Annotated in this window: 11 protein-coding genes and 1 pseudogene; 4 read left to right on the plus strand and 8 right to left on the minus strand. The window is 72.4% G+C overall.

Going from position 1 to position 13685, the window contains the following annotated elements; genetic code table 11:
* Positions 1 to 57: 57 nt before the first annotated feature.
* From ABT288_RS04330 to ABT288_RS04340, 3 genes are all read right to left on the minus strand, one after another.
* A complete protein-coding gene (locus ABT288_RS04330) occupies positions 58 to 1308 on the minus strand; it encodes an MFS transporter (RefSeq protein ID WP_351602621.1) in 1251 nt (416 codons plus the stop codon).
* Positions 1305 to 2444: a PLP-dependent cysteine synthase family protein gene (locus tag ABT288_RS04335; protein WP_351602623.1), complete on the minus strand. Its 1140-nt coding sequence runs from the start codon at positions 2442 to 2444 to the stop codon at positions 1305 to 1307. Before ABT288_RS04335 ends, ABT288_RS04330 begins: the two co-directional genes overlap by 4 nt.
* A 115-nt stretch (positions 2445 to 2559) precedes the next feature.
* Positions 2560 to 3081, minus strand: coding sequence for a hypothetical protein (locus ABT288_RS04340; RefSeq protein ID WP_351602625.1), 522 nt, complete (start codon positions 3079 to 3081; stop codon positions 2560 to 2562).
* Positions 3082 to 3490: 409 nt separating this feature from the next.
* Here ABT288_RS04340 and ABT288_RS04345 point away from each other — a divergent pair, with 409 nt between their 5' ends.
* On the plus strand, positions 3491 to 5926 hold the full coding sequence (locus ABT288_RS04345) for an ATP-binding SpoIIE family protein phosphatase (protein WP_351602627.1): 2436 nt from the start codon (positions 3491 to 3493) through the stop codon (positions 5924 to 5926).
* Between the two features lie 70 nt (positions 5927 to 5996).
* A pseudogene (locus ABT288_RS04350) lies at positions 5997 to 7080 on the plus strand (alginate lyase family protein).
* A 68-nt stretch (positions 7081 to 7148) separates the two neighbouring features.
* Here the strand turns inward: ABT288_RS04350 and pyrF are convergent.
* Genes pyrF through ABT288_RS04370 form a run of 4 tightly spaced genes read right to left on the minus strand, consistent with a single transcriptional unit; the run spans position 7149 to position 12031 of the window.
* Entirely contained in the window at positions 7149 to 7844 is a 696-nt protein-coding gene (pyrF, locus tag ABT288_RS04355; protein WP_351602629.1) for an orotidine-5'-phosphate decarboxylase, read from the minus strand.
* A 34-nt stretch (positions 7845 to 7878) separates the two neighbouring features.
* Positions 7879 to 9408 (minus strand): L-piperidine-6-carboxylate dehydrogenase, encoded by a 1530-nt coding sequence (amaB, locus tag ABT288_RS04360; RefSeq protein ID WP_351602631.1) that lies wholly within the window; start codon positions 9406 to 9408, stop codon positions 7879 to 7881.
* A 30-nt stretch (positions 9409 to 9438) separates the two neighbouring features.
* Complete coding sequence (gene hglS / locus ABT288_RS04365; RefSeq protein ID WP_351602633.1) at positions 9439 to 10836, minus strand: 2-oxoadipate dioxygenase/decarboxylase; 1398 nt, start codon at positions 10834 to 10836, stop codon at positions 9439 to 9441.
* A gap of 22 nt (positions 10837 to 10858) precedes the next feature.
* Entirely contained in the window at positions 10859 to 12031 is a 1173-nt protein-coding gene (locus ABT288_RS04370) for an NAD(P)/FAD-dependent oxidoreductase (RefSeq protein ID WP_351602635.1), read from the minus strand.
* A gap of 166 nt (positions 12032 to 12197) precedes the next feature.
* Between ABT288_RS04370 and ABT288_RS04375 the strand changes: the two genes are divergently transcribed.
* Together ABT288_RS04375 and ABT288_RS04380 are read left to right on the plus strand one after the other, a co-directional pair.
* Positions 12198 to 12551: a LysR family transcriptional regulator gene (locus ABT288_RS04375; protein ID WP_351602637.1), complete on the plus strand. Its 354-nt coding sequence runs from the start codon at positions 12198 to 12200 to the stop codon at positions 12549 to 12551.
* A gap of 107 nt (positions 12552 to 12658) precedes the next feature.
* The gene (locus ABT288_RS04380) at positions 12659 to 12931 is read left to right on the plus strand and encodes a hypothetical protein (protein WP_351602639.1); all 273 of its coding nucleotides are present in this window, start codon (positions 12659 to 12661) and stop codon (positions 12929 to 12931) included.
* 101 nt (positions 12932 to 13032) lie between these two features.
* On the opposite strand, the gene ABT288_RS04385 is transcribed toward ABT288_RS04380, so the two are convergent.
* A complete protein-coding gene (locus tag ABT288_RS04385; protein WP_351602641.1) occupies positions 13033 to 13626 on the minus strand; it encodes a PadR family transcriptional regulator in 594 nt (197 codons plus the stop codon).
* Between the last annotated feature and the right edge of the window lie 59 nt (positions 13627 to 13685).

The raw sequence follows: 13685 nt of genomic DNA on the forward strand, positions 1-13685 counted from the left end.
GGGGCGCCCCCGACCCCGGGGACCCGCCTCCCGGCCGCCCCCCCCGGGGCCCGCGGCTCACATCGCGACGGGCTGCGGCCGGGGCGCGGTGAGGCGTCCCGTCCGGGCGAGGGCGGCGACCGCCGCGGCGCAGGCCGTCCCGGTCGCCGTAAGAGCCGCCCAGGTCAGCCAGGCGGCGTCATGGCGTCCGGCGAGGTCCCACAGCGCCCCGGTCCCGAGGTTGCCCAGGGTGATGCCGAGTCCGGAGACGGTGTTGTAGAGGCCATAGTGCGTGGCGACCAGGCGGTTGCCGGACAGGGCGACGACCGTGTCCATCTCGAAGGGATAGACGATCGCGGATCCGGCCGCCAGCAGCACCACGGCCACGACCAGGGACACGAGTACGGCCGCTGTGGAGCCGCGCGGGCTGAGGGCGAGCGGCACGAACGCGAGCCCCATGGCCGACAGCCCGCGTACCAGGGCCTCACTGGGCTGCCAGCGGTCCTTGGCCCAGCCGGTGAGCCTTAGCTGGCCCACGACGGAGACCGCGGCCGAGACGACGAACAGTCCGCTGGTGACCGCGGTCCCCTGGGCGCCGAGGGCCTCGGACGCGGCGAGCGGCAGCGCGAGATAGACCTGGAAGGCCAGGACGTACGAGCCGGTCATCGCGGCGGAGAAGAGGAGGAACGGACGGTTGGCCACGACGCCCCGCCACTGCGCCGGCACACTGTCCCGCCCGCTGTCCCTCGTCTCTCGGTGACGTGCGGGCAGCGCGCGCCACTGCAGCAGGGTGAGGACGGCGAAGACGGCGGCGGCGACCGTGCACACGAGCCGGAAGTCGGCGGCCAGCAGGACCAATCCCACCAGCGGGCCGAGCAGCATGCCCGCCTGGTAGTAGACGTTGAAGGTGGCGAAGGCGTCCACGCGCCGTTCGCCCGCCTCGTCGGCGAGGTAGGCGCGGACCGCCGGGTTGAACAGGGCGCCGGCGAAGCCCGTGGCGGCAGAGGCCACGACGAGTGCGGGCAGGCTGCCGACCCAGCCGAGCAGGCCGAAGCCCAGGGTGCGCAGCAGGCACCCCGCCATGATCGGGGCCTTGTAGCCGAGGCGGTCGGCGAGGGTGCCGCCGATGAGGAACAGGCCCTGCTGGGAGAAGTTGCGCACGCCGAGCACGAGCCCGACGGCCCAGGCGGCGAGGCCGAGTCCGTCGGACAGGTGGGTGGCAAGGTAGGGCATGAGCATGTAGAAGGCGAGGTTGATGCCGAACTGGTTGGCCATCAGCAGCCTCGCCGCGGGCGGGAAGGAACGGGTCTGCCGCCACAGCTGCTTCATCGGGTCGCTCCCGCCAGGTCGTGGCGTTCGTCGCCGGTGAGGGGGTCGGTGACGTGGGTGCAGCGGGTCCAGCGGGTGACGGTGCGCTCCCGGGTGTCGGTGATCTCGTCCGGGTCGTCGGCCGGAGGGGCGCCCAGGAGTCCGTGGCGGCGGCAGTAGGCGTCGTCGAAGACCGTGCCCACGTAGCGTTGCGGGCCGTCGGGGAAGACGGCGACGATCCGGTTCTCCGCGGGCAGGATGCGGGCCAGCCAGCGTGCGACGAGGGCGACGGCGCCGACGCTCCAGCCACCGCCCGCGTAGTGGCGGCGGGCCAGGTGCCGGGCGGCCCACACGGCCTCGGGGGCGGCGACCCAGTGCACCTCGTCGAAGAGGCCGTAGGCGACGTTGCGGGGGTGGATGCTGGAGCCCAGGCCGCGCATGAGGCGGGATGCGGCGGGCTGGCCGAAGATCGTCGAACCGGTGGCGTCGACCCCGACGATCCGCAGGCGGGGGAAGAAGCCGCGCAGCACGGAACCGATGCCGGCCGAGTGGCCGCCGGTGCCGACGGAGACCACCAGGGTGTCGGCGCGGCCCAGCTGGGCGACGAGTTCGTGGGCGAGCGGGGCGTAGGCGACGACGTTGTCCGGGTTGTTGTACTGGTCCGGGCACCATGCGCCCCGATGGACGGCGAGCAGCTCCTCGACGCGCTGTCGGCGGGCCTGCTGCCAGCCGCCTTGCGGATGGGGCGTGGTGACGACGTCGACCCGCGCCCCGTACGCGGAGAGCAGGCCCGTCATCAACGGCTCGATGCCGGGATCGGTGACGACGGTGACCGGATGGCCGTATGTCGCACCGGCCAGGGCCAGGCCGAGCCCGAGGGTGCCCGAGGTCGATTCGATGATCCGGGCACCGGGCCGGAGCCGGCCTCGCTCACGAGCGGCTCGGACCATGTACAGGGCGCTGCGGTCCTTGATGCCGCCCGGGTTGTGACCTTCGAGCTTGGCCCAGAAGCCGCGGCCGGCGGCGGTGAAGGGTTCGCCGATCCAGAGGACGGGGGTGTCACCGACGAGGCCGGCCGGTGTGTGCAGAGGGTGCCTGGCGTCGGCCGGCGAATGGTCCGCAGGCATCGGGCGTGCGGTGTGTGGGGGCTGGTTCATGGCGTGCTTCTCCTGCGACCGGCGCCGGGTCCGGCGGCCGGCCGATGGTGGGAACGGGGGCGGAGTCGATCGGTCGCCGTGGGCTCACGTCGTGTGGAACACGGCGAGGTGCCGATCAGGTCCGCCACACGCCCAGAAGCGCACGCCCATGTCCTGCGGAGGACTCGGCGGGGACAGCGGGGGAGTGGTGATGTGCCGACGAGGGGGCGGCCGCGGCGGGGCCGGGAGGATCGGGCAGCACGAGGTCGGGGAGCGGCGGTCCGGTCGGACGGGGGTGACGCGGCGGCTGTACGGTCGGCTCGTCCAGGGCGCAGCAGTGAGCATCCTCGTCGGACGCGGGTGTGCCCTGCCCGGCTGTGCTCTCGCCGGCTGTGCTCTGCTCGTCCGTGCCCTGCCCGTATGCGCTCCGCCCGGCGGTGCCCGGCCCGGACGTGGTGTCCCGATGCCAGTCGGCGGGCCGCGGTCCGTGGCTGCCGGGCGCCACCTGCGACAGGGCGTCGGTGCGCAGGGCCTCGGCTGCCGCAGGACCGTGACAGCAGCCGAGCAGATGCAGGAGCGTGGCCAGCAACACGACGACCACCGCTCCGGCCCGCGGCACGGAGCGGCCGCTTCGGGCGATGACCGACCCAGCACGCACGAACGCACAGCGTAGTTGGCCGTGTACGCAAAGTCCTGATCGGAAAGCCCGGGGCTTCCCCGTGCTGTCCGGCGGCGGAGCCGCGCTGGTTCCGGTGCTGCCGGGCCTGGGCGGGACCGACTCGCCCGCCGTCCGGGAGACGGATTTGGTGCCGGCGTCCACCACATCGGGTGAATCCGGGCTCCGGGCGTGCCTCGTGCTCGAGGCGGTCGGCGCCCCGGGAGTGTCCTGCCCACGGCGCGCGCAGCGGTCACGGCGGGCCGTACGACGCGCGAGCGCGAGCAAAGCACGATAGAAGTGGGGTATGGGGTCGGCGTGGCGAGGCCGGCCGTCCCGGGCGGCCCGTGACCCCCGTGGCGTTCGCCCGGGGCCATGCGGTCCGAGCGGGCGGAACGGGTGGTGAACCGTCGTGGTCGATTCCACACCGCTCGGCGCAGCCCCCGATCCCGCGGACGCGGCCACGGCGGTCGTCGATGCCCACGGGATCGTGACGGCATGGAGTGCGGGTGCCGAGCGGCTGCTCGGCTACGCCCGTCAGGAGGCCGTCGGGAGCCCCGTCACCCGGCTGATCGTCTCGGACGCGGCCCTCGGGGACCGCTCTGACACCGCCCTGCACGGGTACGGCACGACGACCTTGCTCCGGCACCGCGACGGCCGGCACATGGCGGTCCACGTGTACGCGTACCCGTCGGTCGACGCCGAAGGCCGCGCCCAGCAGCTCCTCGTGGTCGCACCAGCGCACCGGCCGGGACCGGAGCCGGTGTCGGCGGAGGAGGCGTTCGCGCAGTGCCGGCTGCCCGTGATGGTCTACGACTCGGCGCTGCGGGCCGTCCGCGCCAGTGCCGGCGCCGTGCGTGAACTCGGCCTGAACGAGGGGCAGATGTACGGTCAGCGGGTCACCGACATCCTGCCGCCCCACATCTGCCGCACCGTCGAGGACGGCATGCACCGCGTGCTCATGACGGGCGAGGCCGAACGGTTCCACGTGCGGGGCAGGGCCCGGCCGGAAGCACACGAAAGGGTCTGGTCCATCACGGTCTCCCCGCTCACGACCACGGCAGGGCGGGTCGGGTGCCTGGAGCTCTCCGCGCTCGACGTCACCGAACAGCACCTGGCGCGGGAGCGGCTCACCCTGCTGAACGACATCAGCGCACAGGTCGGCAGCACCCTGGACGTGATGCGCACGGCCCAGGAGATGGCCGACGTCGCGGTGGGCCGGCTCGCCGACTTCATCACCATCGACCTGCTCGACTCCCTGTTCCGAGGAGTCGAACCGAGGCTCTCCACGACGGGCAGGGTCCCCCTGCGCCGCGCGGCGCACCAGTCCGTCCTGCCCGGCGTACCCGAGTCGTTGGTCAAGCCGGGAGCCGTGGACGACTACCCGGAGGACTCACCTCCCATCCGCTGCCTGGCCACCGGCAGAGCCTCGCTGCACCGCATGGAGGACCCGACGGTCAGGGACTGGGAGCAGGCGGATCCCGAGCGGGCGGGCGTGGTCCGGAAGTTCGGCATGCACTCCCTGCTGATCGTTCCCCTGCGCGCCCGCGGCATCACCCTCGGCATCGCGGTCCTCGTCCGCCACCGGCGCGAGGAGCCCTTCACCGAGGACGACCTGCTCCTGGCCGAGGAGATCGCCGCGCGGGCCGCCGTGGCCGTGGACAACGCCCGCCGCTACACCCTCGAACGCGGCACCGCCCTGGCCCTGCAGCGCAGCCTTCTCCCGCGCCGGATCGCCGCCCAGGCAGCGGTCGAGGCCGCACATCGCTATCTTCCGGCCCGCACCCGGGCGGGACTGGGCGGCGACTGGTTCGATGTGATCCCCCTGTCGGGCGCCAGGGTGGCGCTGGTCGTGGGCGACGTGGTGGGTCACGGGCTGCGGGCGTCGGCCACGATGGGGCGGCTGCGGACCGCGGTGCGCACCCTGGCCGACGTCGACCTTCCCGCCGACGAACTCCTCACCCATCTCGACGACCTCGTCACCCACCTGGCGGCCGAGGAGGACGGCCCCACGGAGCGCGAGCCCGCCCTCGAGGCCTCCACCGGCCTCGTCGCCACGTGCCTGTACCTGGTCTACGACCCGGTGGCGCGCCGTTGCACGGCAGCCAGCGCCGGCCACCCGCCGCCCGCGGTCGTCACGCCGGCCGGCTCGGCGGAGTTCGCCGGCATTCCTCCCGGCCCTCCGCTGGGTGTGGGTGGGCTGCCCTTCGAGCCCTTCGAGTGGGAACTGCCGCCGGGCAGCCTTCTCGCGCTGTACACGGACGGCCTCGTCCAGGGCGCCGATCGCGATCTGGGCAGGGGCCTGGCGCTGCTGCGCCGATGCCTCGACCGGACCGACTCCCGGTCGCTGGAAGCGCTGTGCGACGACCTGATCCACCGTCTGCTGCCCGAACAGCCCGAGGACGACGTGGCTCTGCTCGTCGCCCGTACCCGAGCCCTCGACGCGGGCCGGATCGCCGCCTGGGACCTGCCCTCCGACCCGGCCGCGGTGGCCGACGCCCGGGCGCACGTGCTCGCCCGGCTGGACGCCTGGGAGCTGGACGAGGTGGCGTTCACCGCCGAACTCGTGGTCAGCGAACTCGTCACGAACGCGATCCGCTACGGGCAACCGCCCATCCAACTGCGTCTGATCCGTGAGGCGGCACTCATCTGCGAGGTGTCCGACGGCAGCGGCACCGCCCCCCATCTGCGGCGGGCCCGCACCTTCGACGAGGGCGGCCGCGGCCTGCTGCTCGTCGCCCAGCTCGCCCGGCGCTGGGGTACGCGCCACCTCGCCCAGGGGAAGACCATCTGGGCGGAGATCGAACTTCCCACCGCGGCACATGACGGCACCGGCCTCGTGGAGTGAGTGCCTGAACCTCCCGTGCGTTCAAGACGTCCGGCCCGCTCTCGCGCTCACCGCCGCTGCCACTGCCGCCATGCTGACCACCGGACTGCTCTCCTGGCCCGGTGTCGGGCGGGCGGCGGCCGCTCCTGCCGCCTTCGTCCACCCGGGCGTCACCGTCTCGCGTGCTCAACTCGACTTCGCCCGCAGCAAGGTTCTGGCGGGCGCCCAGCCCTGGAAGGCCGCCTACGACCAGATGATGGCCGGCCGGTACGCAAGCCTCGGCCGCACCCCCGAACTCCGTGCCGTCGTCGAGTGCGGCCCCTACTCCGACCCCGACCACGGCTGCACGGACGAACGCGAGGACGCCATCGCGGCGTACACCGACGCCCTCGCCTGGTACATCACCCGTGACGAGCGGTACGCGAGAAAGGCGATCGAGCTGATGGACGCCTGGTCCGCCACGCTCACGGACCACACCGACAGCAACGCGCCACTCCAGACCGCCTGGGCGGAGCCTCCTGGGCCAAGGCCGCCGAGCTCATCAAGTCCTGCCCAAAATCATCAACGGCTCCCATTCCAACGGGAACTGGGAGCTGACGATGATGGAGGCGGCCGTCGGCATCTCGGTCTTCCTCGAGGACAAGGCCTCCTACGACTCGGCCATGGCCCGCTTCCGCACCCGCACCGCCGCCTACGTGTACCTCTCCTCCGACGGCGACCTGCCGAAGACCGTGCCGAGCCAGAACCTGAACACCCGGGGCAAGATCGTCTCGTACTGGCAGGGCCAGTCCACCTTCGTGACCGGACTCACCCAGGAGACCTGCCGCGACTTCGTGCACACCGGATACGGCATCTCCGCCATCTCGCACGTCGCCGAGACCAGCCGGATCCAGGGGCAGGACCTCTACGGCACCGACGTCGGGGAACGGCTGCGGCAGGCGCTCGGCTTCCAGTCCCGGTACGAGCTGGGCGCACCGGTCCCGAGCTGGCTGTGCTGCGGATCCGTCAGGCGAGGGCTCGGCCCCGTCACCGAGGTCGGCTACAACGCCCTGCACAACCGACGGGGCATCGCCATGACCAACACCCAGACCCTGACCGAGCGGAACCGCCCGGCCGGCACCGACAACCTCTTCGTGGCGTGGGAGACGCTCACCAGCGGTGACAATCCCAACTGACCGTGGAATCAAGCCGCAACGGGGAGCCGACAACCTCGGCCCGCAACAGAATGCCCCGACCGGTTCGCCTACGGGACGAGGCTGGTGCGGACGAGACGGAACGCGGCCGCCGGATCCGGGGCACGCGTCACCGCTCGCCCCACGACGACATGCGACGCGCCGGCGGCGATCGCGGCACGCGGTGTTCCAGGGCGGACATGTTCGGCCGGAGAGCCACCGGGCAGGGTGACTCCCGGGGTGACGATCAGGGGATCGGCCCCCAGCGCGCTCCGCAGGGCCGCGACCTCCCGGGGCGAGGCGATCAGACCGTGACAGCCGGCCTTGCCCGCCAGCCGGGCCAGTCTGAGCACCTGCTCCTCGGCCGAGTCCGCGATCCCGATGTCGGTGAGGTCCTCGTCGGTCATGCTGGTCACCACGGTCAGCGCGAGGACCCGCAGTCCGGGGAAGGCACGGGCGGCGTCGACGGCGGCGGTCATGATGCGCGGGCCGCCCATGCCGTGCACCGTCACCATGGAGACGCCCAGCGCTCCCGCGGCACGGACCGCGCCGGCGACCGAGTGGGGGATCTCGAAGAGCTTGAGATCCAGGAACACCTCCTTGCCCTGTGCGACCAGGCCCTTGACGAGGTCGGGGCCGGCCACGGTGAGCAGTTCCAGGCCGACCTTGTAGAAACGGCACTCGCCGCCCAGCCGATCGACGATGCCTTCGGCCGTGGCCCGGTCGTCGCAGTCCAGGGCGACGATGATCTGATGGCGCGTATCCACGGAGCCATTGTGCCCGCCGCCGGCTGTCGCCCGGTCAGAGGAAGCTGACGCCCTGGGCGAGGTTCAGTTCGCTGGAGTAGTTGACGGTGTTGGTGGCCGAGCGCATGTAGGACTTCCAGGCGTCGGAGCCGGACTCCCGGCCGCCGCCGGTGTCCTTCTCGCCGCCGAAGGCACCGCCGATCTCGGCCCCGGAGGTACCGATGTTGACGTTGGCGATGCCGCAGTCGGAGCCGGCGGCGGACAGGAACAGCTCGGCCTCCTGCTGGTCGCGGGTGAAGATGCTGGACGACAGGCCCTGGGGCACGTCGTTGTGCAGGGTGATCGCCTCGTCGAGGGTGTCGTAGGTGAGGACGTACAGGATCGGTGCGAAGGTCTCCTCCCGTACGACGTCGCTCTGTTCGTCGGCGCGGACGAGGACCGGCTCGGTGTACGCCGCCGCGGGTGCCGCGTCGGCGAGGCGCCGGTTTCCGCCGGCCAGGATCTTTCCGCCCTGGGCCTGGACGCGGGTCAGGGCGGCCCGCATGGCGTCGAGCGCCGCGGTGGAGATGAGCGGGCCGACCAGCGTGCTGTCGTCGAACGGGTTGCCGACGGGCAGCCTCGTGTAGGCGGCCGTCAGCCGCTCGGTGAGGGTGTCGGCGATGTCGCGGTGCACGATGAGGCGGCGCAGCGTCGTACAGCGCTGGCCCGCGGTGCCGGCCGCGGCGAAGACGATGGCCGGGACGGCCAGGTCGAGGTCGGCGGAAGGAGCGACGATCGCGGCGTTGTTGCCGCCGAGTTCCAGCAGGCTCCGGCCGAAGCGGGCGGCGACGCGGGGGCCGACCTCGCGGCCCATGCGGGTGGAGCCGGTGGCACTGACGAGGGCGACGCGCGGATCGTCGACGAGCCTCTCGCCGACCGTGCGGTCCCCGAGGAGCAGACGGTGCACGTCACGGGGTGCCCCTACGTCGCCGGCCGCTCGGGTGAGCAGATGGCCGCAGGCCAGGGAGATCAGCGGCGTGAGCTCCGAGGGCTTCCAGACCACGGTGTCCCCGCAGACGAGGGCGATCGCGGTGTTCCAGGACCACACGGCGGCCGGGAAGTTGAAGGCGGAGATGACACCGACCACCCCGAGCGGATGCCAGGTCTCGGCCAGCCGGTGGCCGGGGCGCTCGGAGGCGATCGTACGGCCGTACAGCTGACGGGACAGGCCGACCGCGAAGTCGCAGATGTCGATCATTTCCTGGATCTCGCCGAGCGCCTCGGAGCGGATCTTGCCCGCCTCGAGGGTGACGAGGTCCGCCAGGTCGCTCTTGTGCTCGCGCAGCAACTCACCCAGACGGCGCACGAGTTCACCACGGCGCGGGGCGGGCGTGGTGCGCCAGGCGAGGAAGGCCGTACGGGCGGCGGCGACGGCCTCTTCGGCGTCGGCGTCGGTGGCGGCCCGCAGGCCGAAGAGGTGCTCGCCGGTGATGGGCGTGCGCGCGTGGAGGCCGGTGCCCTCGGCCACGTCGACGCCGATGTTCCGAAGGGCGGCACGGGCGCGGGCACGCAGGTCGTCCGTGGCGGGCAGGACGGTGCTGGTCATGGTGGTCCTTGACGGTGTGAGGGGGTGGTGTCAGCGGAGGGTTTCGGTGAGGCCGAGTTCGCGGGCGACGCGGGCGAGGGAGCGGTTCTGCTGCCGCTCGTAGAGGTCGAACGGGTCCAGGACGTCCCGGCCGATGGCGCCGGAGAGCCAGGCGGCGTCGTAGGCCGTGCCCTGCCGGTCGTTGTCGCGGGTGCCCTCGCCGCCGAGGTTGGACTGGAAGATGCCGGCCGCCGAGCGGGGCAGAAAGTCCTCGTAGACGAGGGGCTGGGCGTGCACCCACCCCTCCCGCAGCAGGCCTTCGAGGTCCGCCGGCGGCCGGCTTCCGTCGCGGGGCCGATCGGGGTCGAGCCGGTACGTGAAGTAGGCCAGCCCCTCGGCGGCGAGTTCCTGTTCGCTGCCGGGCATGTGCCGCTCCCATACGGCGCGCGCGATGTCGCTGCGGGCCTCCGAGGGTTTCTGGGCCGCCTGTTCGTCGACGAGGCCGAGGAGTTCGTCGTACAGGGCGCGGCCCTCGCGCGTGAGGGCGATGCCGCGGGCCTCGACCTCGCCGAAGCGGACCCGCAGGGAGCCGCTGACGACGCCGCCGTCCGGGGTGCGCATGGCGCGGGGCTCGGCCAGGGCCCGGAAGGAGGTCTGCCGCAGCAGCACATCGGGGCCCTTCCAGGCCGGCGGGCCCTGGATGGTGTCGATCATCTCGATGCCGCGCTCGGTCATACGCCGGTACAGCTCGTCGATGTCCAGGACGCGCGGGGTGAGGTGGTTGATGTGGGTGCTGCGCACGCCGCCGATGTCCGCGGCGACGGCGGAGATTCGCTCCAGGGTCCCGTACCAGGCCTTGTCGACCGGTTCGGGAGACAACTCGAAGGCCTGCACGGCCAGTTGGAGGAAGCGTTCGGCCTGCTCCCCGGGCAGCTCCTGCTCGGCTGCGGCGCGGTCGGCCAGGGCGAGCAGCTCCGGCGGAAAGAGCTCGCGGCCCGCGAGGAACGCTTCGAGGCGTGTGCGCAGATCGGTGTCGAAGAAGCGGGGGTCGGCCGGGGTGAGCATCGAGGTGAACACCCGGAAGGGGTTGCGTGCCAGCTCCGCGCCGTCGACCGGCCGGAACGCGGTGGAGACGACGGGTACGGCGCTGGCCGCGGCCTCCCTCAGGTCGTAGAACCCGACCGGGTGCATGCCGAGGGCGGCGAAGACGCGGGCCACCTGCTGCAGTTCCCGCGGCGTGCCGACGCGGATGGCTCCGTGCCGCTCGGCGGTCACCCGGCCGATGGATCCGAGACGTTGGGCGTCGGCGCCCCGCGCGCGCAGGACGTCCTCGTTGACCTCGCGGGAGACGTCCACGAGCGTGGTGTAGGCGGGCACCTCCTGCCCGTACATGTGCGACAGCCGCTCCGCGAACGCGGCCCGCAGCTGCCACTGACTGATCGTCGACATGGTTCGGCCTCTCGATCGGGGTTCACACCACGTGAGCTTCGGGGCGGACGTCGGCGCCATGGCGGAACCGGTCGGCGCTGAGCGGGGAGATGTCGGTGAACGGCTCGCGCTCCAGGTACAGGTCGCGCATGACCTCGCCGACCGCGGGCGCCTGCAGGAAGCCGTGGCCGGAGAACCCCGTGGCGTACAGGAAGCCGGTCAGCTCACCGGAGCGGCCGATCAGCGCGTTGTGGTCGGGTGTGACCTCGTACAGGCCCGCCCAGCCCCCGACGGTCTCCATGCCGGCCAGGGCCGGGGCGCGGCGGCGGGCGGCGGTGCGAAACAGCTCCAGCCAGTCCGGGGTCCAGGTGGTGTCGAAGCCGTCCTCCTGGCCGGGATCGGCCAGCCCGAACAGCAGGCCGTCGTCGCTGTTGTGGAAGTAGGCGGTCGAGGAGAAGTCGATGGTGAACGGGATACGCGGAGCGGGCGGCGTGAGCGGCACGGTGAACGCCAGCTGCCGCTTCACCGGCCGTACCGGGAGGTCGACGCCGGCCATGTCGCCGATCCGCGCCGACCAGGCCCCTGCCGTGCAGATGACGGTGGAGCACGCGATGCGGCCTCGGCAGGTGTGTACGCCGACGACGCGGTTCCCGGCGGTGTCGATGCCGGAGACCTCGGTGTGCGTGGCAAGGGTGACTCCGGCCCCGGCCGCGGCCCGCGCGTAGCCCTGGACGACCAGTCCGGGGCGGGCGTGCCCGTCGGCGGGGGAGTACGCGGCGGCCACGAGTCCCTCGGTGCTGAGGTAGGGACACAGGCGCCCGGCCTCGCCGGGGCTGATCACGCGGCTCGGCACACCCAGACCGTTCTGCAGCTCGACGCCGGCCTCGAAGTCGCTCGCCTGCTGTCGGCTGTCGAGCAGGAAGAGATAGCCGACCGTGTCCAGCCGGATGGCGGAGCCGGGGCGCTGGGGGAACTCCCGGTAGGCGCGCAGGCTGCGGCTGCCCAGTTCGATGTTGAGCGGATCGGAGAACTGGGCACGTACGCCGCCGATCGGCTTGCCGGAACTGCCGCAGCCGAGTTCTCCGCGCTCCACGACGACGATGTCGGTCACCCCGGCTTCGGCGAGGTGGAACGCGGTGCTCACCCCCATCACGCCGCCACCGATGATCACGACATCGGCGGAGGCCGGAACGGTGCGGAAGACCGAGGAGGACAACGGGCCACTCCCTTCCGGAGACACCCCGTCGGCCGGATCCGATTCCGGGGCGGCGGGGCTGTCAGTGACAGAGTCGTGCCGATCAGCCGTCCGTGCGTCATCGTGCAGCAAGCCGACCGTTGACGTCCATCAACGGTTGGTGCTTCCGAACTTTGGGCATTCCTGAATGGACTGGACGAGTGGGGTGGGACGCCGCGTGGAACTCACCGAGGCCGGGGCGACCCTCGCCCTGCGCGTCGGCCTCTTCGCCACGGCCGCCGCCGAGATCCTGCCGCCGGCCCTGCGCCAGGTACGCCGGTTGCACCCCGGCACTTCCGGACGTGCCCATTCCGCGGGATCCGCCCCCGCGGGTCAGGGAGTTGTCCAGGAACGGTTCTCGCTCGCGGCTCCCACCGGGGCCATGCCCGGCCGGCACAAGGTCTCCCTCTCCTTCGCCGAGCACCGGCCGACGGTGGCCGCCCTGGTGGATGTCCTGCGAGCCTCCGCGGGCCACCACTCCCGGCCTGGTGGGAGCAGCTGAGGCGCAACACGCTCGGGTCCCGCTGAGCCCGGGCGGCGCATCCCGCGGACGTCGGCGCGAACGCACACGCCCATGGCACTGTCAGTGGTGGCTGCGAGGCTGGCGGCATGGACAGGGACGATGAGCAACTGCTGCGCGGCCGGGTCTACGGCCAGGACCACGACCGACCGGGCCCGCGGCCGGGACGCCGGTACGCCGAACTGGTCGGCGGGCCGTTGGACGGGCTCCTGCTCGACATAACCGACTGGACAGGAGACGAGAGCGGTTCCGGCGCCGCCCTCCCCACCGAACTGGGCCGCTTCGGTGCCGGTGGCCGGGCGATGTACACCCCGCGCCCCGGCGACCCGCGCCACTTCGACTGGGACGGGGATGTCCCGTGACGGCAGTCGGCCGGCCACGGCGGCGCCGCTCGGCCGGATGAACGTCCCGCACCCGGTGCGTGTGCGTCGGCGAGCACGTGCGCGTCGCGTCGCCGCCGGCCTCAGGACGTGGCCCGGGCCAGTGCCGAGAGGGTTTCGAAGTCCCAGGTGAGCGCGCCGGAGCGGAGGTCGGACGTGACCGCGTCGAGCCAGTCGAGCTCCGCGGTCAGTACGGCGCGGCGGTACTCGTCCTCGAGCATGGTGACACGCGGCAGCGCCAGTTGCCGCGCTCCCTCGGCGGCGGCCTCCAACTCGGCGAGCCGCGCGCGTACTTGTGCGGCCCGAGCGGACAGATCGGCCTCCGCCTCCTGCGGCAGCAGCATCATCGTGAAGGAGAGCGCGGCGGGGAACTCCGGGTACTCCGCCCGCGGCGCGACCAGCATGTCCCGCAGCCACTCACGCGTTGCCGCACGGCCCGCGTCGGTCACCTCGTAGACCGTGCGTTCCGGGTACTGCTGATCCCGGCTGGTCTCGCGTACGGCGATCAGTCCCGCCTCGAGGAGCCGGTCGATGGTCCGGTACAGGCTCGCGCGCTGACTGACGTTGACGACCTGGTCCTTCCCCCACTGCTTGATCAGCCGCTGGATGCCGTACGGGTGCAGCGGCTGCAGGTGCAGCAGCGAGAGAACGGTGAGGCCGAGAGGGGAGCTGCGCATGCCGAGAGCCTACCGGAGCCAATCTCAGATGAACTAGTTGACGCGAGACTAGTTTCATT

It is taken from the genome of Streptomyces sp. NPDC001093, from assembly GCF_040298985.1.
In the GTDB taxonomy this organism is placed as follows: Bacteria; Actinomycetota; Actinomycetes; order Streptomycetales; family Streptomycetaceae; genus Streptomyces.

What these genes read in the sequence shown, in the direction of transcription:
- ABT288_RS04330 (WP_351602621.1), bottom strand. Translation starts at nt 1,308, where the DNA reads ATGAAGCAGCTGTGGCGGCAGACCCGTTCCTTCCCGCCCGCGGCGAGG.
- ABT288_RS04335 (WP_351602623.1), bottom strand. Translation starts at nt 2,444, where the DNA reads ATGAACCAGCCCCCACACACCGCACGCCCGATGCCTGCGGACCATTCG.
- amaB (WP_351602631.1), bottom strand. Translation starts at nt 9,408, where the DNA reads ATGACCAGCACCGTCCTGCCCGCCACGGACGACCTGCGTGCCCGCGCC.
- hglS (WP_351602633.1), bottom strand. Translation starts at nt 10,836, where the DNA reads ATGTCGACGATCAGTCAGTGGCAGCTGCGGGCCGCGTTCGCGGAGCGG.
- ABT288_RS04375 (WP_351602637.1), top strand. Translation starts at nt 12,198, where the DNA reads ATGGACTGGACGAGTGGGGTGGGACGCCGCGTGGAACTCACCGAGGCC.
- ABT288_RS04380 (WP_351602639.1), top strand. Translation starts at nt 12,659, where the DNA reads ATGGACAGGGACGATGAGCAACTGCTGCGCGGCCGGGTCTACGGCCAG.
- ABT288_RS04385 (WP_351602641.1), bottom strand. Translation starts at nt 13,626, where the DNA reads ATGCGCAGCTCCCCTCTCGGCCTCACCGTTCTCTCGCTGCTGCACCTG.